We start from the raw sequence: 21285 nt of genomic DNA, 5'->3' as shown, positions 1-21285 counted from the left end.
CTAGTGTTGTATCTGCAGCACCTGGACCGATTCCCACACCCGCTCAGTAAACTCCGCATCCATCGCCGGCATGCCATCCTGGAGCCACTGCACGATCACTTTAGCGATATTGGGATAGGTGACATGCACCGCATGCGGATTGTGCAGCCAGTCCTCGATCACCGCGTCATCCAAATCAAACATCGTATGGCCGTAGCCCAGTTGTTTTAATGCTTCGGCGTTGGAGATCTGCTCCATTTGCGCGTGCAGAGGCTTGACCAAAATCTTCTTGCCCAATTGCAAGGACTCGCTGGCCAATTCGAAGCCGGCATTGCTGATGATGCCGGCGCAATCGTACAAATCCCGCTGGAAACCTGCTCTGGACAGTTGCTTGCAAACGATGTGCGGATATTTCGACACCGCCGGTTCCGGCGAGTAAACATGAAACTCAAAATTTTCGAATGGGCACAGCAGCTTAACCACCACTTGCGGATCTTCGAAAGGCAAATACACCACAATCTTATTGGCTTGGGTATTTTGCGGAAACTCCGGGGTTTCGATAATCGGCGGCAAAATCGGTTGGCCGAAATGGTGCCAGTGCAGACCTATGCCGATGTCCGCCGGGGCAAAATACTTCATCACCTGCTCGGCAATCGGATCGCCGCCGGCCCGGGGAATTTTGTGTCCAAAGGCGTATTGATGGCCGATACCCAAGACTTTTTTCTTTTGCCGCTTTGCCGCCCAGGCTGTGACCGGCTCGAAATCGCTGATCACCAAATCGTAAGCACTTAAGTCCAGGCTGTTGATGTCTCTGATAAAACGGATCGGACTGGCATCCAACGCGGTCTTCACGTAGCTGACCTGGCCGTTGTGGGTGTTAAAGGTCAAGCCGGTTTTGACTTGGTAACCATTAAACACCTCCATATCGAAATATTTGTCCGCCGGCCGGCCGGTAAATTGGAAGGTCACATCAAAACCCGCCGCATACAGTTCTTTCGCCATCACTCGGGCGCGGGTGATATGACCATTGCCCGTGCCTTGCACGCCATAAAAAATTTTCATCATAAAATGTAATTGAGACTAAAAATTGCCGCGCCAACCCCCAAGACCACGCCCATCAGCGTGTCGGTGGGAAAATGCACGCCCAAAACCACTCTGGAAAAACCGACCAGCGCGGCCCAAACATAAAGAACCGGCAGCAACGCAGGCGCGAAATAGCCCACTAAGGTTGCCACCATGAATGCGGCCGAAGTATGTCCGGAGGGAAAACTGAATTGGTCCGATGGCGTAATCACGCTCTGGAAATCCTGCAGCGCTTGTTGCGGACGGTTGCGTTTAAAGCCTTTTTTTAGCAGCGTATAGACCGGTCTTTCGATTAGAAACGCTAATATCATGGCGCGTAACAACGCATCGTTGCTGCCTTGATCCCAATACAGCCAAGCCGCGAGAAGCACATACAGCAAACCGTCGGCGGTGCGGGAAATCATGCGGCAAAAGCGCACTAGGTAGGCATGAATGGCAACGCTGTTCAACCAGGTAAACATCGTCACGTCGTACTTATGAATGGAGTAAATCAGCTTCATGGTCTGGCCCTCGTTGTTTGCCGCGCGCGTCGACCGCGATCTTCACGCAGCAGTTGGAAATCGTCGATTTTCCGTTTCACTTTGATCCCTGATGACGAGGCCAGCTTAGAGATGCTTTGTGACAACAATATGAAGCTTTGTTTAAGCTTATGTGACAGGCCCATTTCGGCGATTGTTTGTTACAATTGCCGGCTGCGACGCGCTCGGCTGTTTGGCGCGTTCGAGACCGGCGATCTATAACAACACGGCAAAACCTTTTCGGTTTTAATCAGGGCACTATGCAACGTTTTTGCACTATAGGTTTTGTACTCGGCCTGATCTTGATGGTCTTCGGCGTGACCTACGCGCTACCCATAGCCACTTCGCTGTATTTCGAGGATGGCATGGTCGATCACTTTGTAAACGGCATGTCGCTGAATATAGGGATTGGCAGTCTGCTTTCCGGCGTGACCATGCGCTTTCGCGGCGATGTGAAAACCCGAGACGGCTACTTGCTGGTAGCTTCGTTCTGGGTATTGATGTCTTCCGCGGCCACATTGCCGCTGATTTGGGGCATACCCGGCCTGTCGTTCACGGACGCTTTTTTTGAATGCGTTTCCGGCTTTACCACCACCGGCGCCACGGTATTGGTCGGTCTGGACAATTTGGCACCGTCACTGAACCTCTGGCGACACGAGCTAAACTGGATAGGTGGATTGGGCATCATCGTCCTGGCCGTGGCGATTCTGCCTTTATTGGGCGTTGGGGGAATGCAGCTCTACAAAGCTGAAATTGCCGGCCCGGTTAAAGATAGCAAAATCACACCCCGCATCACCGAAACCGCCCGCCTACTGTGGCTTGTCTACGCCGGCGCCACCTTGGCTTGTATCCTGGCATTAAATTTGGCCGGCATGGGTTGGTTCGACGCCATTTGCCACTCATTTTCCACTCTCGGCCTGGGTGGGTTTTCGACGCATGACGCCAGCATCAGCTTTTACGATTCGGCAGCTATCGAACTGGTGCTAACTATTTTCATGTTGATCGCCGCGATGAATTTCGCGACACATTACACGGTACTGCATAATCGCAGCCTTAAGCCTTATTTGTCCGACCCGGAAGCGATACCGATGCTGGGTGTCATAGCCTGTAGTACCTTACTTTGCAGCAGCTATCTTTGGCATTTCGATATTTACCCGGATTTTTTCATTTCTCTGCGTCATGTTACTTTCAACCTGGTTTCTATCGCCACCGACTGCGGCTTCGCCAGCATCGATTACGACACATGGCCACCCTTTGTCCCTTGGTGGATGCTGTATTTAAGCTGCATCACAGCCTGCACCGGCTCAACCGGCGGTGGCATCAAAATGTTCAGAACCCTACTGCTGTGGAAACAGGCAGGACGGGAAATGTTCAGCCTGCTGCATCCCCGCGCAGTCAATCCCATTCGGATTGGCGACACGCCGATTGCCAACAAAATCATCTTTGCCGTTCTGGCGTTTATTTTTCTGTATTTCATCTCTATCGTGGTGATGACTTTCACCCTGATCTTTACCGGACTGGACCCGATTTCCGCCCTTAGCGCCGTAATCGCCTGTATTAATAACGCTGGCCCTGGTTTAAACCAGCTAGGCCCATCACATAGTTACGCCAGCCTCAGTGATTTCCAAACCTGGATTTGCGCAATAACCATGTTACTCGGCCGTCTGGAAGTCTTTACGCTAATCGTGCTTTTTACACCCACTTTCTGGAGAAAATAGTACAATTCGTCGCCTTATCGTCCGCAAGCCCTCTATAAAAACAACATAGACTTAGCGTGACCGGATCGCAACACTCACCACTTATCAGGAACATTGGCATGACTTCCGCTACACATATTGATTTTCTTAGTAAAAGAAAGCTGGCCTTTTACTTTTCCGGCACGCTGCTGTTAATTTCCATTGTTTCATTTTTCGTCAAGGGTCTGGATCTGGGCATAGACTTTACCGGCGGCAGCGTCTACGAATTGCATTACAACCAAGCCGCCGATCTGGACAAAATGCGCAGCACTCTGGAACAACAAGGCTTCGCCGATGCCAATCTGCAACATTTCGGCAGCGCGGCTGACGTGTTAATCCGCTTGAAGCCGGTAGAAAACATCAGCCAAAAAGAGCTTAGCGAAAAAGTGCTAAATGTCGCTAACAGCAGCCAAAGCCAACCCGGCGAACTGCGCCGCGTGGAATTCGTCGGCCCGCAAGTGGGCGATGACTTGGTCAACGATGGCGGCCTGGCCCTGTTCTTCGCTTTTGTCGGCATCATGTTTTACGTCAGCATTCGCTTTGAGTGGAAATTATCCTTGAGCGCGATCGCTGCCTTATTCCACGACAGTATCATCACGATGGGTTTTTTCTCGGTATTTGGCTGGGAATTCGACATGACCGTGTTGTCGGCGATTTTGGCGTTGATCGGTTATTCCATCAACGACACCATCGTGGTCTACGACCGGATTCGTGAAACCGTCCGCACCAGTCGCATCAAGGAATCGATTAACGACATCGTCAATACCGCGCTGAACGACACGCTGAGCCGGACCATTCTGACCTCGTTAACCGTCTTCTTAACACTGTTGGCCCTAGCTTTCCTCGGCGGCAAAACCATCCACGGCTTTGCGATTGCTATGCTGATCGGCGTCGTTAAAGGCACCTACTCGTCGATTTACATCGCCAGCTCACTCGCTTTGAGCCTGGGCTTGAGCCGCGACGACCTGATGCCGCCCGCCAAAGACAGCGTCGTCGACGACATGCCTTAACCCGAATTTTCATTTATCACTTCAAGCGAACGCTCACGGAATAACTTGATGACACAAAAGCTTAATACTCGCGACCTTACCCAACTCACCCTCGGCATTCCCGGATTTGCCTATAAAGACTTGTACGATGCCAAACGCCTGTCTGATTTGTTGACGGTATTCGATCAGTCGGTACAGCAACACGATGCCGCCTTGTTTGCGGAAATTACTGCTTACCGCACCTGCGGCGGCGAAGGCATGAAGCCCGAGGAAGTTTCCGAATTATTGGTAAGAATGGCACCGCTAGTCGGTACCTTCGTCGCGCGTTTATTCAATGTCAGCGATGTGCGCGACCAACAAATCGGCCATATTCGTGGCGAATTCGACGCAATATTTGTTTATCGCACCGAAATCGTCGGCAATTTGAACAAGCTTTTCAAAGGGCAAACCATTGAAGATTGGGATATTGCCGCACTGCGCAGCCAACTGAATGGCTTATTGACCGCTGCTGACAAACAGGATTTATTCCAGGCCGATCCGGAATTGGCGATTAGCCAAATCGGCGCCGATTTATGGCGCTTGTCGCAACAGGCTGACATTACGGATGCCGAGCTTGCCGCGTTCAAAGACCAATTGAGCGGCTACGACAGCCCTGCTGCGCTGGTAGCCGGCCTGCTGGACATCGTCCGTCGCTGGAGTTTTGCCGCCCAGCACGACCCGGAATTAAAAGCCTATGTCGCCAAATGGGTGAGTTTCAAGGTGCCGGAAAAAACCAATCTGGACAATCTGGTTGACCACGAAACCGTTGCACAAAACGGTTATGACGTCTGGGCTTGCGACGATCACCATCACCGTCGCCGCGACGGCTTTGCCTTGACCGACAAGCGCTTCAAACAACGTCAGGTGCTGTATGAAGTGGATCATTGCATTTACTGCCACGACCGCGATAACGATTCCTGCTCCAAAGGCATCAAGAACAAAAAAGACGGTACGTTCAAAACCAATCATTTGAGCGCACTGATGACCGGCTGCCCGCTGGAAGAAAAAATCTCCGAGATGCACGTGGTCAAACGCCAAGGCGACAATATCGGCGCGCTGGCGATGATCATCATCGACAATCCGATGTGCCCCGGCACCGGCCACCGGATATGCAACGATTGCATGCGCGGCTGTATTTACCAAAAAACCGAGTCGGTGAATATTCCGCAAATCGAAACCAATGTGCTGACAGACGTATTGTTCATGCCTTGGGGCTTTGAAATTTACAGCCTGTTGACCCGCTGGAACCCCCTGAACATCAAGCGCTCCACTGCACTGCCATACAATGGCAAAAATGTGCTGGTGGCCGGCATGGGTCCGGCCGGTTATACCTTGTCGCACTATTTGCTGAATGAAGGCTTTGGCGTGGTGGGTATCGATGCCTTGAAAATCGAGCCGCTGCCTCTACATCTGACCGGCGATCGCGACAACGTGCCTATGCCTATCATGGACTTCCAAGACCTTTACGAAGATCTGGATAAACGTGTGTTGCTCGGCTTCGGCGGCGTGGCCGAATACGGTATCACCGTGCGTTGGGACAAAAACTTTTTGAAAGTCATTTACCTGACTTTGCTACGCCGCAACGCTTTCAAATGCTACGGTGGCGTGCGTTTCGGCGGCACCATCACCATCGACGAAGCCTGGGAAATGGGTTTCGACCACATCGCCATTGCCAGCGGCGCCGGCAAGCCGACGGTGATCGACCTGAAAAACAACATGACCCGTGGCATCCGCAAGGCCTCAGACTTTTTGATGGGCCTGCAACTGACTGGCGCAGCCAAAGAATCCTCGCTGGCTAATCTACAAGTTCGGCTACCGGCCGGCGTCATCGGCGGCGGCTTGACCGCTATCGATACCACCACCGAATTACTGGCTTACTACCCCGGCCAAGTCAGCAAAATTCTGCATCGCTACGAAAAACTGGTGGCCAAATACGGCGAAGCGGCGGTGCGCAGCCGTTACGATGGTGAAGAACTGGAAATTCTGGAAGAGTTCCTGGCGCATGGCCGCGTCATCGAACAGGAGCGTGAACGCGCCGCCGCCGCTGGTGAAACACCTAACTTCCTGCCTTTCCTGAAACAATGGGGCGGCGTGACGCTGTTCTACCGCAAAGGCATCAAAGACTCACCCGCTTACCGCCAAAACCACGAAGAGATTCACGAAGCACTCTCTGAAGGCATTTACCTAGCCGAAGGCATGAGCCCATTGGAAGCGATCGAAGACCAATACGGCCATTTACAAGCCGTACGCTTTGAGAGACTGACCGAGCAAGACGGTAAATGGCGCAAAACCGATGAAGTGGAAGTGAAGCTGCGCGGCCTGTTCATCGCCGCCGGCACCGCACCCAACACGATCTACCAATCCGAGCATCCGCGCACTTTCGCGATGGAAGGCAAATTCTACAAACGTCACGAGCCCGACTGGTTGGACGGCAAAGCGCAACTGGCGCCGATGGCCGATGAAGCGCAAGTCAAAGTGGGCAAACCGGCACCGTTTACGTCTTATGTCAGCAACGGCCGCTACATCACTTTCTATGGCGACAACCATCCGGTTTATGCCGGCAACGTGGTAAAAGCCATGGCCAGCGCAAAAGACGGTTATCCGTATATCGTTAAACTGTTCGCCAACGAAATTGCTGGATTGGATGCCTCCCAGCAACCACAACGCGATGCCCAATTACGCGACCTGCAGGACAGACTGGATGCAACCTTCCTGGCACATGTCGTCGAAGTAAATCGTCTGACACCCACCATCATCGAAGTGGTCATCAAAGCGCCCGCGGCCGCCAAACATTTTGAGCCCGGCCAGTTTTACCGGGTGCAAAATTACGAATCACTGGCCCCTGTAGTCGAAGGCACCACACTGGCTGCCGAAGGCTTGGCTCTGACCGGTGCCTGGGTAGACAAGGAAAAAGGTCTGGTATCTTTAATTGCCCTGGAAATGGGCAGCTCCAGCCGCTTGTGCGCCACCTGGAAAGTCGGCGATCCGCTGGTATTGATGGGTGTAACAGGCGCCCCGACCGAAATTCCAACCGGTAAAACCGTTTTGCTGCTGGGCGGCGGTTTGGGTAACGCGGTATTGTTCTCAATCGGTAAAGCCATGCGCAATGCCGGCAACAAGGTGCTGTATTTCGCCGGTTACCGTAACAGTGAAGACTTGTTCAAGGTGCCGGAAATTGAAGAAGCGTCCGACGTGATTGTTTGGGCTGTAGACGACAGACCCGGCAACGAAGCGATTCCGGTCACTCGGCCACAGGATAAAACCTTTGTCGGCAATATCGTCGAAGCGATGGTGTCCTATGCCACCGGAAAATTAGGTGACACCAGCATTCGTCTGCAAGACGTGGATCACCTGATCGTTATCGGCTCGGATCGAATGATGGCAGCGGTAAAAGCCGCACGCTTTGCCGCTTTAAAACCGTACTTGAAGGAAGGCCACGAGGCGGTCGGCTCAATCAACTCGCCGATGCAATGCATGATGAAAGGCGTCTGCGCCCAATGCTTATGCAAACACGTGGATCCGGAAAGCGGCGAAGAAAGCTTTATGTATTCTTGTTACAACCAGGATCAGGCACTGGATTATGTGGATTTCCCGAATCTGGCAGCCCGTCTGCGGCAAAACACGGTACAGGAAAAACTGTCCTCACTCTGGCTGACGTATTTACTCGAAGCCCAATGATAACAAAATAGGCAGACTTTAAGCCTATCCCCGGTAGACTACAGACCTGATCCATATCGTCGCTCCCGCAAAGGCCGGAGACAAAAGGCTTTAACGAATTCCCGCCTCCGCGGGAGTGACGAATATATTGGATTTAATGGCAGGGTTAAGCATATAAAACCGAAGCATTCCTAGCGGAATATCCGGGCTTTAGCGATGCTAAACTACACTCGCTGTAAAGTTACAAACTTTGTACTATCGTGATAGCCAAACCCGTAGTTAAGCGGGCACGGCAAAAGCAGTCACGGTCGAGGAACTCACTCCCTACCGTGGCTGTCCAGCACCCAGTTATTGAAAGGAGTTCACCCGTGTTTTCGCGCATCCTTCTACTCATTTTACTCACCTGCTCACCACTAATAGCTTGGGCAGACGCAGAACAAGCAGCACAAGCCCTTAATCTGACTAAGCATTGGGTGGGTTATTTGGCTATCGGCATATTTGCCGTTGCCTATCTACTGGCAATGACCGAAGAGGTCACCGAATTAAACAAATCCAAACCCATGGTATTAGCCGCGAGCTTGATCTGGGCCTTTATCGCCGGCATTTACGTGAATAACGGCATGAGCGAGCAGGCCGGACACGCATTCCGTGCTTGTCTGGAAGGCTATGCGGAACTGTTTTTGTTCATCATGGTGTCGATGGCTTATCTCAACGCAATGGAAGATCGCGGCGTTTTCGATAATCTGCGGGTTTGGTTGCTCAGTAAAGGTTTCAGCTACAGAAAGCTGTTTTGGATTACCGGCATCATGTCGTTTTTCATGTCCTCAGTTTGCAACAACCTGACAACCGCACTGCTGATGGGTGCAGTGATTGCAGCCATGGGCAAAGACAATCGCAAATTCGTTACGTTGGCTTGCATCAACGTCGTGGTAGCCACGAATGCTGGCGGTTCGTTCAGCCCATTCGGCGACATCACCACACTATTGGTTTGGCAAAGCGGGGTTGTACCGTTCAAAGATTTCTACTCGCTTTTCATCCCGGCCATAGTCAATTTCGCACTGCCGGCGATAATCATGCATTTCTGGATACCCAAACAGCAACCTGCAGCAGTCGGTAAAGCCCCCAAAATGAAACGCGGCGCAATGACCATGATCGTGCTGTTTTTACTGACGATTATTACGGCGGTCTGCTTCGAAAACATGTTGAAACTGCCGCCCGCGGCCGGCATGCTGGCGGGCCTGACTTATCTAAAATTCCTGGGCTTTTATTTGCAAAAAACCGCTGATAAAGACAACGGCAAAATTAGCGATTTCGCTCATGTGTATAAATTATTTAACGTTGCGGTTCCCGACGCCAGGCCAAGCCAAAAATTCGACGTATTCAAAAGCGTCGCCACACTGGAATGGGACACCCTGCTGTTTTTTTACGGCGTCATGATCAGCGTCGGCGGCCTGAGTTTCATTGGTTATCTAACCATGGCATCGGATGTGTTATACGTCGGCATGGATCCCACCATCGCCAACATTGTGGTCGGCATCCTGTCGGCTTTCATTGATAACGGTACCATCATGTTTGCGGTACTCACCATGCATCCCGACATCTCGCAAGGCCAATGGCTGTTAGTCACATTAACCGCAGGCGTGGGCGGCAGCTTATTGGCAATCGGCTCGGCAGCAGGCGTAGGCTTGATGGGACAAATGAAAGGCCTTTACACCTTTAGCGCACACTTGAAATGGATGCCGGTCATTTTGATCGGTTTTTTCGGTAGCATTGCCACGCATTTCCTGATTAACGGTAGCTATTTTTGACGCGACAAGCTCTATTGGGCAGTCTTTTTCATGGCCTGCCCAATAGGCCAATTGCAAAATTCAGTATTTTTTTTGTTTTTTTGCGGCAATCAAATTTGCATTTGCAAGCGGCCAAAAGCGGATTTCAGTCAAGCCGACTCTCCATAAAAGCCTAAAAAAAATCACTTCATTTCAATATCTTAGCCCGCCAATAGCCACCCGCAACCTACGTTAGCCTGACATTTGCACCGCCCAAAGACAGCCGACAACCTATTGTCACAATCATTTAACAAGCAAAATCTAGCTAGTTTTTGTGGATACCCGCCAATTGCGATGTATAATGGAGGCGATTTAGCTCGGTATCGTTGTCGCTTTTCAAGTCTGCAATCGGATCAACAAACATTGTTTTCCACTACCTGCTTTATTCACCAACCCTAGTTACAAACCAGCGAATAGCACTTTATTAGCAAGAGAGATTTATGTCAGTTCAAGTAGAAGGCAAAGTAAAATGGTTCAATGACGAAAAAGGCTTCGGCTTCATTGAGCAAGAAGGCGGCAAAGATGTATTCGTACACTTCAGCGCCATCAACGGCAACGGCCGCAAAACCTTGAAAGAAGGCCAAAAAGTCACGATGGAAGTGACCAATGGTCAAAAAGGCCCACAAGCGGAAAACGTAACACCGCTGTAAATTGAACTGAAAAAGCCGCCTAACCAGCGGCTTTTTCGTTAGATCAGTTTACCCCACAAGTCATACTCGTCGGCTTCCTCGATTTCCACATCGACGAAATCGCCGACCTGCAAATGACTTGCGCCATCGATAAACACCTGGCCGTCAATTTCGGGTGCATCGCTTTTGCTGCGCGCCACCGCACCCTCCTCGACCACCTCATCGACCAACACCGTTTCGATCCGGCCAACCCGACGCTGCAAGCGTTCTGCGCTGATAGCCGCTTGATGTTCCATAAAGCGCGCCAAGCGTTCCTGTTTAAGCGCTTCCGGCACCGCATCGGGCAAATCGTTAGCCACCGCCCCCTTCACCGGCGAATAAGCAAAACAGCCCACCCTATCCATTTGCGCTTCGCTCAGGAATTGCAGCAACTCTTCAAAGTCTTGCTCGGTTTCACCGGGAAAACCAACAATAAAAGTACTGCGTATCGTCAAGTTCGGGCAAATCTTCCGCCAGGCGCGAATGCGCTCCAGATTATTTTCCGCTGCCGCCGGACGTTTCATCAGCTTTAAAATTCGGCTGTTGGCATGCTGAAACGGAATATCCAGATACGGCAGGATTTTGCCTTCCGCCATTAAAGGCACCACGTCATCGACATGCGGATACGGATAGACGTAATGCATCCGCGCCCAGATACCCAGCTCACCCAATGCTTCGGCCAAATCGTAAAACCGGGTTTGCATTTCCCGACCGCGCCAGCGCCGGCTTTCATACTTCAAATCCAAACCGTAAGCGCTGGTATCTTGCGAGACGATCAGCAATTCCTTAACACCGGCATCGGCCAGCCGCTCGGCTTCCAACATCACATCATCAATGGGCCTGCTGACCAAATCGCCGCGCATGGACGGGATAATGCAAAACGTACATCTATGATTGCAGCCTTCGGAAATCTTCAGATAGGCATAATGCTTGGGCGTTAGTTTGATACCTTGCGGCGGCACTAAATCTGTAAATGGATTATGCGCAGGCGGCAAGTATTCGTGCACCGCCGATACCACTTCGTCAGTCGCGTGGGCGCCGGTGATTTTTAAAACCTGCGGATGACGCGCCAAAATCTCATCCTGGCGCGCACCGAGACAACCGGTGACAATCACCTTGCCATTTTCCGCCAAGGCCTCGCCAATACTATCCAGCGACTCTTCAACCGCCGCATCGATAAAGCCGCAGGTATTGACGATCACCAAATCCGAATCCTTGTAGTTCGGCGAGACTTGATAGCCTTCGCTGCGCAGCCTGGTCAAAATTTGCTCGCTATCGACCAGGGCTTTTGGGCAACCTAAACTGATAAATCCAACACGGGGGTTACTCATGAAACTCTCTTGAAAACATTTTTATAAACAGGTGGGCGGCTTGGGCAAGCCGGCGATTTTACAGGCGTATTTCAGCGGCCCTTGCGGAAAGAGTTTTTGCAGATAGCGGCTATTGCCCTTGTCTTCGCCAAATTGTTTGCGGATAGCCGCTACAAACATCCGTGCATTGGGCAGGTGTTGGAATTTTTGATAGTAATCGCGAATGTACAGCAGGATTTCCCAATGCGCATCGCTAATCTCGATACCTTCTAGCCGGGCCAACTCGTCGGCCACCTCTCGATTCCATTGCCCAGCATCGCGCAAAAAGCCATCGTCGCTGGTTGGCAACGCAACACCGCCGACAATCAATTCCACGAATGAATTACCGGATTCCGCACGGTCAGTTCGACCAAGCCCGCATAATCAACTGCTTCCAAGCCTGACAACAAAAATTGCGGCTGGACGCCGTGAACCGATAACATCTCTTGCAAGGCATAAACCCGACACGACCGACTCAACAATTGCCGCAACAACGCATTACCGCCATGCCCGATCCGCGCGGCACACACTGCACCATCCATCAAGACAACATCGTCACCGCTGCCAATGCGCTCGATAAGCGCCGCTTGCAACGGCAATTGCGATAACAAATGCAGCATTATTCCACATGCGTCAGCTTCAAACCGACGATGCCGACGATGATTAACAGGATGGACGCTAAGCGGAACCAATCCGCCGATTCCTTAAACAAAAAAATCCCGATTATCGCGACACCTACCGCGCCCATGCCGGTCCACACCGCATAAGCCGTACCCAAAGGCAAGGTTCTGATAGCCAGCATTAACAGGTAAAAACTGCCCGCCCCCGATACGCCGGTCACTACGCTCGGCCATAGCTTGGTAAACCCGTCATTGTATTTAAGACTTATCGCAAACACGATTTCCGAGCAACCCGCGGCGAACAATAGCAACCAACCCATCAAAACTCCTTTCCTATGCACTATAATCTGCGGTATTTTACAGCAGTGCTCTCACCTATCCGCAATATTTAGTAATTTAATGGAAAAAGAATCCGACTATCTTGTTAGAAGCGCGAGGCTGATTTTTGGTCACTTGAGCGATCTAATCAAAAAGAAATGCATTATCTCCGCGCATTTTGGCGAACATAACCAATCATTTTTGACCACCATTATCGATCTCGATCAAAAAGCCAATCTGATTACACTGGATGTTGCGCCTACGGAATTACTGAATAAGCAGTTGCTAGGCTCAGCCAAAGTGCTGTTCCGCACCGAATACGAAGGCATTAAAGTTTCATTCCGCGGCAAAGCAATCAAAAAGTCGCAAAGCGACGGTCACCCGGTGTTTGCGATGCCTATCCCGGACGCCATTTTTTGGATGCAACGCCGCCAGTATTATCGCGTTAAAGTGCCTCTTTCTCATAAAAACAGCACCTGCGAACTCAACCTTGCCACAAAAAATGAAGCGGGCGAAGTCGATACGCAAGCCAAAGTGTTCAGCGTGGCAGACATCAGCATTTCCGGATTTTCGTTTTTAAATCCCGACACAAAAATTGCCGACCTTTTAACGCCGGATACCGTCATAGACGAATGCGCCTTGTATTTGCACGATGGCAGCAGGGCCCACGTGGGTTTTGTCATTAAAAGCGTGAACAATGTTCGAGCCAGCGCCACAACCTATCAACATCGCATAGGCTGCAAATTCACCCACATCCCACAGGTGTTCGAAAACAACCTCCAACGCTACATGCAGGAAATCGAATTACAGCAAAAGAATCTAAGCATTTAAATCCCAAAACAGCTGAGCATAGGTTTTAGGCCGCGAAATTGCGGCAAAAGCCCCCCCCAACGCCGGCCACTGACAAAGCGCGGATGCTTATTTCAAGCCTGACCTTACTAGTTATAATTGCGTGCTTCAAAAATCTGACTTAACGCCATGTCCTTACCAACAATCCCCGCAACTGCATTGCCGCAACAAGGCGCCACAATATACTGGAGTGGTCTGAGCGGCTGCGGCGACTCACTGACGCTGGCGCAAACGATTGCTCAGGAAAAGCGCCTGCTGGTGATTGTCACGCCGGATACGCAAACCGCGTTGCGTCTGGAACACGAGCTGGCATTTTTCTTAGACAACAGCCTGCCGATTCTGCATTTTCCGGATTGGGAAACCCTGCCTTACGACGTATTCTCGCCATTACCGGAGATTATCTCCGAACGCTTGCGCACTCTGGCCTTGCTACCAGACACCAAGCGCGGCGCGCTGATTTTGTCGGTGGCGACGCTGATGCATCGTCTGGCCCCACGCGAGCATATCCTGGCGCACAGTTTTGCCATCGAAGTCGGCGGCACCTTGAGCCTGGAAGTCACACGAGCCAAACTGGAAGCGGTCGGCTATCAATGCGTCTCACAAGTCTATCAACACGGTGAATTTGCGGTGCGCGGCTCGATTTTGGATTTGTTTCCGATGGGATCCAAGCAACCGTACCGTATCGAATTGTTTGACGACGATGTGGAATCGATCCGCAGCTTCGACCCCGATACGCAAATGTCGCAAGACAAAATGCAGAAAGTCGAGCTGTTTCCGGCCCGCGAATTTCCGTTTACCGACGAAGCCATCAAACGCTTCCGTCAGGCCTTCCGCGAGCAATTCCCGGACGCCTCGCCCAAGAATAATCTTTATCTCGACGTTTCCAAGCAAATCGCCCCGGCCGGCATCGAATATTACCTGCCGCTGTTCGTCGAACGCACCGAATCGCTATTCGCCTATTTGCCCAAAACAGCGCTGTTCGTGCTGCCGGCCCACTTTGCCGAAAACGCCCAGCGCTTTTACAGTGAAGCCGACGAACGCTATCAACAACGCAAATACGACACTGATCGCCCTTTGTTGCCGCCAACGCGCCTGTTTTTGTCAGCGGAGGAAATCCAGCAACACACCGATAGCTTCAGTCGCGTAGTGCTGGATAACCAAGCAGAAACCGCCCACTCCTTCGACTGCAAGTTGCTGCCGGATGTCGCTATCGACAGCCGTTTGAAAGAACCCGCACAACGGTTGCGCCAGTTCATCGAAGGCTTCGACGGCAAGATCCTGTTCGTCGCCGAAACCGCCGGCCACCGCGAAGGCCTGATCGACAAACTAAAAAGCGTCAAACTCACTGCGAAACAAGTACAAAGCTGGCCAGAGTTTTTACAAACCGATCATTCACCGAGCATCGTCGTCGCGCCGATGGATCATGGGCTTTGGCTTGATGGAACCACGACCGCCATGGATGGTGGAAGTGCGGCAAATCGTCTGGAACGATTGCCGCCGCTAGCCATCATCACCGAAAGCCAGCTTAGCGGCGAAAAAGTCCAGCAACGCCGGCGCCGGCAAAAATCGGCGGCGCGGGCACTGGAAAACATTTTCAACAACCTCGACGAGCTGAGCATCGGCTCGCCGGTGGTGCATCAGGAACACGGCGTCGGTCGTTACCTGGGCTTACAAATTCTCAACGTCGGCGGCATCGACGCGGAGTTTTTGATGCTGGAATACGCCAATAACGACAAGATTTATGTGCCGGTATCGTCCTTGCACATGATCGGTCGTTACAGCGGTGTCAGCGCCGAAAACGCCCCGCTGCACCGCTTAGGCACCGACCAATGGAGCAAGGCCAAGAAAAAAGCCATGGAGCGCGCCCGCGACGTGGCCGCCGAGTTGCTGGACATCCACGCCAAACGCGCTGCCCGCGAAGGCTTTGCCTTTAACATCGATAACAGCGATTACAACGCCTTCGCCGCCGCCTTCCCGTTCGAGGAAACCCCGGATCAGCTCAGCGCCATCGAAGCCATCCTGCAGGACATGGCCGCCACCCAGCCCATGGATCGTGTGGTCTGCGGCGACGTCGGTTTCGGCAAAACCGAAGTCGCAATGCGCGCGGCCTTTGTGGCGGTACAAAGCGGCAAACAAGTCGCGGTGCTGGTGCCGACCACCCTGCTGGCCCAGCAGCATTACCAAAACTTCCGCGACCGCTTCGCCGACTGGCCGGTGCGCATCGAAGTCACCTCGCGCTTCGTCACGCCCAAACAGCAAAAAGCCATTGCAGACGACTTGGCCGACGGCAAAGTCGATATTGTCATCGGTACGCACAAGCTGTTATCCAAGGAAATGCGCTACAAAGCGCTGGGCTTGGTGATCATTGACGAAGAACACCGCTTTGGCGTCACCCAAAAAGAACATTTCAAAAAGCTGCGCCACGAGCTGGATTTGTTGACCCTGACCGCGACACCGATTCCGCGCACCTTGAACATGGCCATGGCCGGCCTGCGCGATATTTCCATCATCGCTACCCCGCCGCCGAACCGCCACGCTATCAAAACCTTCGTTACCGAATGGATAGACTCGCAAGTGCAGGAAGCCTGCCAACGGGAAATCAAACGTGGCGGCCAAGTGTTTTTCCTGCACAACGACGTAAAAAGCATGGAGAAAATGATGCGCGAGCTGAGCGAACTGGTGCCGGAAGCGCGGATTCAGATCGCCCACGGCCAAATGGCCGAGCGCGAGCTGGAGCAAATCATGCTGGATTTTTATCACCAGCGCTTTAACGTGCTGATTGCCAGCACCATCATCGAAAGCGGCATCGACATCCCCAGCGCCAACACCATCGTCATCAACCGCGCCGACAAGCTGGGTCTGGCTCAATTGCATCAGTTGCGCGGCCGGGTCGGCCGGTCGCATCACCGCGCTTATGCCTACTGCATCGTGCCGCCCAAATCCTTGATGACCAAGGACGCTATCAAACGCCTGGAAGCTTTCGAGACCTCCGGCGAACTGGGTGCCGGCTTCATGCTGTCCTCGCATGACATGGAAATCCGCGGTGCCGGCGAGTTGCTGGGCGACGAGCAAAGCGGCCAGATCCAGGAAATCGGTTTTACCCTATACACCGAGTTGCTGGAGCGCGCGGTGAAAGCCTTGAAATCCGGCAAACAACCGGAACTGGACGCGCCGCTGGATACCGGCCCGGAAGTGGATTTGCAAATTGCCGCGCTGATCCCGGAAGACTACTTGCCGGACATCCACGCCCGTCTGGTGTTATACAAACGCATCGCCAGCGCCGAAACCGAAGACGATTTGCGCAAGCTCAAAATCGAGATGATCGACCGCTTCGGTTTATTGCCGGATCAAGTCAAAGCCTTGTTCGCGATCACCGAATTAAAACAACAAGCCGCGCATCTGGGCATCCGCAAAATCGAAGCCCACGCCACCGGCGGCCGCATCGTGTTTACCGCCACCCCGCAAATCGATACCGGCGAGTTGATTTTGATGATTCAAAGCCAGTCGCAGGTGTACAAATTTGATGGCGCGGATAAGTTACGCTTCACCCAGACCTTTAAGGACATGGAGGATAAGGTGGCGTTTTTGGAGAAGTTATTGGTACGATTGGTACCTAAATCTTGATATTAATTTTGGGAGGGAATATGCCGCACTGCCAAACCGCCAAACAAGAAGCCATTGCCGCCATCAATCTATTGCCCGACACGGTAGATTTTGAAGAAATCGTGTATCGGCTCTACGTTCTGAACAAAATATATCAGGGACTAGAAGATATAGAGCAAGGCAAGGGCATTAGCAGCGAGACCTTGCTACGCGAAATCGAGCAATGGTAATTTGGACGCCTCGCGCCAGAACAGACCTCAAAGCCATCCATGATTACATCGCGCAGGATTCACCGCTTACCGCCAAACGCATCATCCAGAAATTGATACAAAAAACCGACAGCCTGCTGGCGTCTCCTTACCTCGGTAAAAAAGTGCCCGAGTTTGACCAAGAGGAATTACGGGAAATCGGCGTGCATTCTTGGAGAGTCATTTACCAAATTAGACATAACCAAGTCTATGTTGTCACGGTGGTTCATAAACGCCGCGATTTCAAAAATTCGGATTTAGCGATCACGTAAGCCGAACGAGGCAGCAATGATTCGAATCACACCATGAACACCATGACTTATAAAGGGTATACCGCCCGCATCGATTTTGACGACAGAGACAACTTGTTGGTTGGGCGCTTGCTGGGCATTCAAGATGTGATCGGCTTTCATGCTGATACCGTGACCGAATTGCGTAACGCTTTCGAGGAAGCGGTTGATGACTATCTGGAAACTTGCGCCCGCATCGGAAAATCGCCGGAAAAACCGGCCAGCGGCAAACTGATGCTGCGCATACCGCCCGAAATCCATGCGACAGCAATATTAACCACTAAAGCGAAAGGCAAAAGCCTGAATCAGTGGGCGGCGGAAGTGTTGAATGAAGCATCGCATGTTTAACATGATTAAGCCTTAGCAGGCTGGTGAAAAACTCGAAAAGCCAAGTAAGCTAAGGCATAGATGAGCGGCCAACTGTTAAAATAGGCTACCTAAATTTGGAGCCTTTCAATGCGCGGACACGATGCCATTCAAAACAGCTGGTTCAGCTATGTTAGCCTGGAAGACCTTATTCCCAAACAGCATCCGTTGCGTCGTTTACGGCTACTGGTTGATGGCGTATTGGCCTCGATGGATGCCGTCTTTGCCGAGCGTTACTCGCACACCGGCCGTCCCTCGATTGCCCCTGAAAAACTGCTGCGCGCCTTGCTGTTGCAAGTGCTGTACACCGTTCGCAGTGAGCGTCAGTTGATGGAACAACTGGACTACAACCTGTTGTTTCGCTGGTTTGTCGGTCTGGGCATCGACGACGCCGTGTGGGAACGCACAGTGTTCAGTGCCAACCGCGAACGCCTGCTGTCCGAAGCCCTGAGTCGCGAATTTTTTGAGCGGGTACTGGCCATAGCCGAATGGCAAAATCTGGTGTCCGACGAACACTTCAGTGTCGACGGTAGCCTCATTGAAGCCTGGGCCTCGCACAAAAGCTTCGTCAAAAAAGATGGTAGTGGTCCCGATAAACCCGCCGGCCGCAATCCCGAGATCGACTTCAGTGGCGAAAAGCGCAGCAACGCCACCCATCAAAGTACAACCGATCCCGAAGCCCGGCTTTACAAGAAAGGCGAATACACCGAGGCCAAACTGCGTTACATCACCCATGCCTTGTCCGAGAATCGCAACGGCCTGATTGTCGATGTCGAAACCACTCAAGCCACCGGCACCGCCGAAATCGAAGCCGCGCAAAAAATGATCAAACGCCGCGTGCCCCAAGGTGGCAGCGTCAGTGCCGACAAAGGCTATGACCAAGCGGCGTTCGTCAACGGACTCGAGTCCCGTGATATCAAAGCCCATGTGGCCCGCAAAAAGATTGGCAGTGCCGTCGACGGCCGCACCGCGCGCGGCAAAGGTTACGCCCAAAGTCTCAAGCGCCGCAAAATCGTCGAAGAAGCCTTTGGCTGGGTCAAAACGGTCGGCGGCCTGCGCAAAACCCGTCACATCGGCTTAGCCAAAGTCGCGGGTCAGGCCTTGTTTTGCTTTGCCGCCTACAACCTGACGCGCATGCTCAACCTATTGGTGTTCACGCCGAAACCGGCGTGGAGTGCACCCGCCTAGGGTGAAGTTCGCCTGAAAACCGTCCACAGACGGCTTCAGGCGAATAAAAAGCCCTTGAAATCGGGGCAAAACGCTTGAAACTCGATGTCATGACCGATTTCAACTCGAAAAAATCACGGCAACCGTGGGTAAGGGGAAATATCGGCGGGTTTTTCACCAGCCTGTTAGATCGGTCCTGCCAAGCGCCTTGGAAACTACCACAGGGGTTTTAGGTGGAACTAACACCTTCATTCCTCCGAATACGCTTCGCTAATCGGAGCTTGTATTATCCAAGCGTGCTTTTCAAAGGATAATAAACCATGAAAACACACCTGAGGGGCACCTCAGGTTTGGGTCGCTGGATGCCGTATCGGAGCTTGGATTTCGAAATCCCCGGCGTAGATCTTTGCAGCAGCGACCCACCCTCGATCAACGATCGAACAGTCTCTTCGGCCCGGTTTCCGGCAGCCTGCATTCACAAGGTAGATCATTTGAGGTTTTCATATCCCATTTTTATCTCGGTATCGATGTGGCCAAAGCCAAGCTGGATTGTGCATTACGCCTACCCAGCGGTAAGTTTCGCGCCAAAGTCATTCCCAATACTCTCGACGGCTTCGCGACGTTGTTGACGTGGTTGGCCGCTCAAAAGGCCCAATCGCCTCATGTCTGCATGGAAGCGACCGGCATTTATTGGGAAGACGTTGCTCAGCATCTGGCAACCGCTGGTTTCACCGTGAGCGTCGTCAATCCAGCACAAATTAAGGCCTATGGCGCTTCACGGCTCACCCGCAGCAAAACCGATACGGTCGATGCTAAACTCATCGCCGATTTCTGCGCCGAGCGCCAACCGCCTGCTTGGCAGCCCCGTAGCGAGGCGGAAGTCACACTGCGCGCACTAGTATTACGGCTGGACGCCTTACAAACCATGCGCACCCAGGAAAACAACCGCTTGCTAGTGGCGCGCGAGGCCGTGCGTGAGGACATTCAACAGCATCTGAATTGGCTGGATACTGCGATCCAACAATTGATCGACGCCATCAACGATCACATTGATCGCCATCCCGATCTCAAGCAACAGCGCGAACTGCTCGATAGCATTCCCGGCATTGGCGAGCGCACCAGCGCCATCATCCTCGCGTTCTACGCCGATACCTCGCGCTTCGCCAATAGTCGGCAGGCCGCCGCTTTTGCCGGACTCGATCCCCGGCAATACGAATCGGGCAGCAGCCTCAAGGGCAAGCCCAGGCTCTCCAAAATAGGCCATGCCTTCCTGCGCAAAGCACTCTATATGCCGGCCATGGTGACGCTTTATAAAACAGCCTGGGGTAAACAATTCCGTGGACGATTAGCCGGTGCTGGTAAACCGAATAAGCTGATTATCGGTGCCATGATGCGTAAATTGATTCATGTGGCATTCGGTGTCTTGAAATCCGCAAAACCCTTCGATTCGGCTATTCATCTGGCTTGACTTGGATAACAGTATCTACGCGGGCTGGCGAGTTGATTCTGATGATTCAAAGCCAGTCGTAGGTCTATAAATTCGATGACGCGGAAAAATTACGCTTTACCCAGGCCTTTAAGGACATGGAGGATAAGGTGGTATTTTTGGAGAAGTTGTTGGCAAGGTTGGGGGCGAAAGCTTAGAAATGCAGCTACGATTAGCGGTAGCGTAATCGTAGCCAAGAGCGCCAGCATTTTTCGGTAAAGCTGAAATGGGTCCCATCCGATTTCAGCGCGAAAAATTTGCTGGCAGTTCATGCCTTCGGCGGCCCCGATTCGTCCGCGTCACCTCGTTTCGGCCCAACAAGGGGTTCGAAACATTGGCTCTCGCATGACTTGACGCCGTGTCGCGATGCCTTGCAGGTTTTCTCCGCTTCGCTGCGAAAACCCGCCCGGCGCTACGGCTATCGGGGACTAAAAATCTTCACTTCGCTAACGCTCCGTTTCCAAGATTTTCAGCGTACGTGGTCTGATTCAGCC

At 52.3% G+C, this 21285-nt stretch carries 18 protein-coding genes; 12 read left to right on the top strand and 6 right to left on the bottom strand.

Annotated elements, in window-relative coordinates:
- Positions 1–1041 carry an MJ1255/VC2487 family glycosyltransferase gene (locus tag ACWAU0_RS10315; protein WP_458139218.1) on the bottom strand — a complete coding sequence of 347 codons (1041 nt, stop codon included), beginning with the start codon at positions 1039–1041 and terminating at the stop codon, positions 1–3.
- Positions 1041–1562 carry a phosphatase PAP2 family protein gene (locus ACWAU0_RS10310; RefSeq protein ID WP_445367882.1) on the bottom strand — a complete coding sequence of 174 codons (522 nt, stop codon included), beginning with the start codon at positions 1560–1562 and terminating at the stop codon, positions 1041–1043. The genes ACWAU0_RS10315 and ACWAU0_RS10310 overlap by 1 nt, the downstream gene beginning before the upstream one ends.
- Before the next feature lie 278 nt (positions 1563–1840).
- Here ACWAU0_RS10310 and ACWAU0_RS10305 point away from each other — a divergent pair, with 278 nt between their 5' ends.
- The 5 genes from ACWAU0_RS10305 to ACWAU0_RS10285 all read left to right on the top strand — a co-directional run bounded on the left by ACWAU0_RS10305 (position 1841) and on the right by ACWAU0_RS10285 (position 10477).
- Positions 1841–3298, top strand: a complete 1458-nt coding sequence (locus ACWAU0_RS10305) for a TrkH family potassium uptake protein (RefSeq protein WP_171697502.1) — start codon at positions 1841–1843, stop codon at positions 3296–3298.
- 98 nt (positions 3299–3396) lie between these two features.
- Positions 3397–4326: a protein translocase subunit SecF gene (gene secF / locus ACWAU0_RS10300; protein ID WP_033157829.1), complete on the top strand. Its 930-nt coding sequence runs from the start codon at positions 3397–3399 to the stop codon at positions 4324–4326.
- A gap of 48 nt (positions 4327–4374) precedes the next feature.
- The gene (locus ACWAU0_RS10295; RefSeq protein ID WP_458139079.1) at positions 4375–8022 is read left to right on the top strand and encodes a pyridine nucleotide-disulfide oxidoreductase; all 3648 of its coding nucleotides are present in this window, start codon (positions 4375–4377) and stop codon (positions 8020–8022) included.
- A 500-nt stretch (positions 8023–8522) separates the two neighbouring features.
- The gene (nhaD, locus tag ACWAU0_RS10290; protein WP_445369922.1) at positions 8523–9809 is read left to right on the top strand and encodes a sodium:proton antiporter NhaD; all 1287 of its coding nucleotides are present in this window, start codon (positions 8523–8525) and stop codon (positions 9807–9809) included.
- Between the two features lie 458 nt (positions 9810–10267).
- The gene (locus tag ACWAU0_RS10285) at positions 10268–10477 is read left to right on the top strand and encodes a cold-shock protein (protein WP_020483452.1); all 210 of its coding nucleotides are present in this window, start codon (positions 10268–10270) and stop codon (positions 10475–10477) included.
- A 38-nt stretch (positions 10478–10515) separates the two neighbouring features.
- Here the strand turns inward: ACWAU0_RS10285 and rimO are convergent, their stop codons facing one another.
- From rimO to ACWAU0_RS10265, 4 genes are read right to left on the bottom strand one after another with little or no spacing between them, the layout of a single operon-like run.
- Complete coding sequence (gene rimO, locus ACWAU0_RS10280; RefSeq protein WP_458139078.1) at positions 10516–11826, bottom strand: 30S ribosomal protein S12 methylthiotransferase RimO; 1311 nt, start codon at positions 11824–11826, stop codon at positions 10516–10518.
- A 21-nt stretch (positions 11827–11847) separates the two neighbouring features.
- The gene (locus ACWAU0_RS10275; RefSeq protein ID WP_458139077.1) at positions 11848–12180 is read right to left on the bottom strand and encodes a TusE/DsrC/DsvC family sulfur relay protein; all 333 of its coding nucleotides are present in this window, start codon (positions 12178–12180) and stop codon (positions 11848–11850) included.
- Positions 12171–12464 (bottom strand): DsrH/TusB family sulfur relay protein, encoded by a 294-nt coding sequence (locus ACWAU0_RS10270; RefSeq protein ID WP_458139076.1) that lies wholly within the window; start codon positions 12462–12464, stop codon positions 12171–12173. Before ACWAU0_RS10270 ends, ACWAU0_RS10275 begins: the two co-directional genes overlap by 10 nt.
- Positions 12464–12784 (bottom strand): DMT family transporter, encoded by a 321-nt coding sequence (locus tag ACWAU0_RS10265; RefSeq protein WP_020483456.1) that lies wholly within the window; start codon positions 12782–12784, stop codon positions 12464–12466. Before ACWAU0_RS10265 ends, ACWAU0_RS10270 begins: the two co-directional genes overlap by 1 nt.
- 79 nt (positions 12785–12863) lie before the next feature.
- Here ACWAU0_RS10265 and ACWAU0_RS10260 point away from each other — a divergent pair, with 79 nt between their 5' ends.
- The 7 genes from ACWAU0_RS10260 to ACWAU0_RS10230 all read left to right on the top strand — a co-directional run bounded on the left by ACWAU0_RS10260 (position 12864) and on the right by ACWAU0_RS10230 (position 20773).
- Complete coding sequence (locus ACWAU0_RS10260) at positions 12864–13613, top strand: flagellar brake protein (RefSeq protein WP_458139075.1); 750 nt, start codon at positions 12864–12866, stop codon at positions 13611–13613.
- Between the two features lie 147 nt (positions 13614–13760).
- Positions 13761–17255 carry a transcription-repair coupling factor gene (gene mfd, locus ACWAU0_RS10255; protein ID WP_458139074.1) on the top strand — a complete coding sequence of 1165 codons (3495 nt, stop codon included), beginning with the start codon at positions 13761–13763 and terminating at the stop codon, positions 17253–17255.
- 20 nt (positions 17256–17275) lie between these two features.
- Complete coding sequence (locus tag ACWAU0_RS10250; RefSeq protein ID WP_458139073.1) at positions 17276–17464, top strand: hypothetical protein; 189 nt, start codon at positions 17276–17278, stop codon at positions 17462–17464.
- The gene (locus ACWAU0_RS10245; protein WP_458139072.1) at positions 17458–17754 is read left to right on the top strand and encodes a type II toxin-antitoxin system RelE/ParE family toxin; all 297 of its coding nucleotides are present in this window, start codon (positions 17458–17460) and stop codon (positions 17752–17754) included. Before ACWAU0_RS10250 ends, ACWAU0_RS10245 begins: the two co-directional genes overlap by 7 nt.
- A 33-nt stretch (positions 17755–17787) precedes the next feature.
- A complete protein-coding gene (locus ACWAU0_RS10240) occupies positions 17788–18120 on the top strand; it encodes a type II toxin-antitoxin system HicB family antitoxin (protein ID WP_458139071.1) in 333 nt (110 codons plus the stop codon).
- 108 nt (positions 18121–18228) lie between these two features.
- On the top strand, positions 18229–19326 hold the full coding sequence (locus ACWAU0_RS10235; RefSeq protein ID WP_458139070.1) for an IS5 family transposase: 1098 nt from the start codon (positions 18229–18231) through the stop codon (positions 19324–19326).
- A gap of 481 nt (positions 19327–19807) precedes the next feature.
- Positions 19808–20773 carry an IS110 family RNA-guided transposase gene (locus tag ACWAU0_RS10230; protein WP_415880128.1) on the top strand — a complete coding sequence of 322 codons (966 nt, stop codon included), beginning with the start codon at positions 19808–19810 and terminating at the stop codon, positions 20771–20773.
- The last annotated feature ends 512 nt before the right edge of the window (positions 20774–21285 follow it).

The organism is Methylomonas sp. Uni0009 (assembly GCF_054188105.3).
The sequence above is the reverse complement of the archived record's forward strand: the minus strand, read 5'-3'. Positions and strand labels throughout refer to the sequence as shown.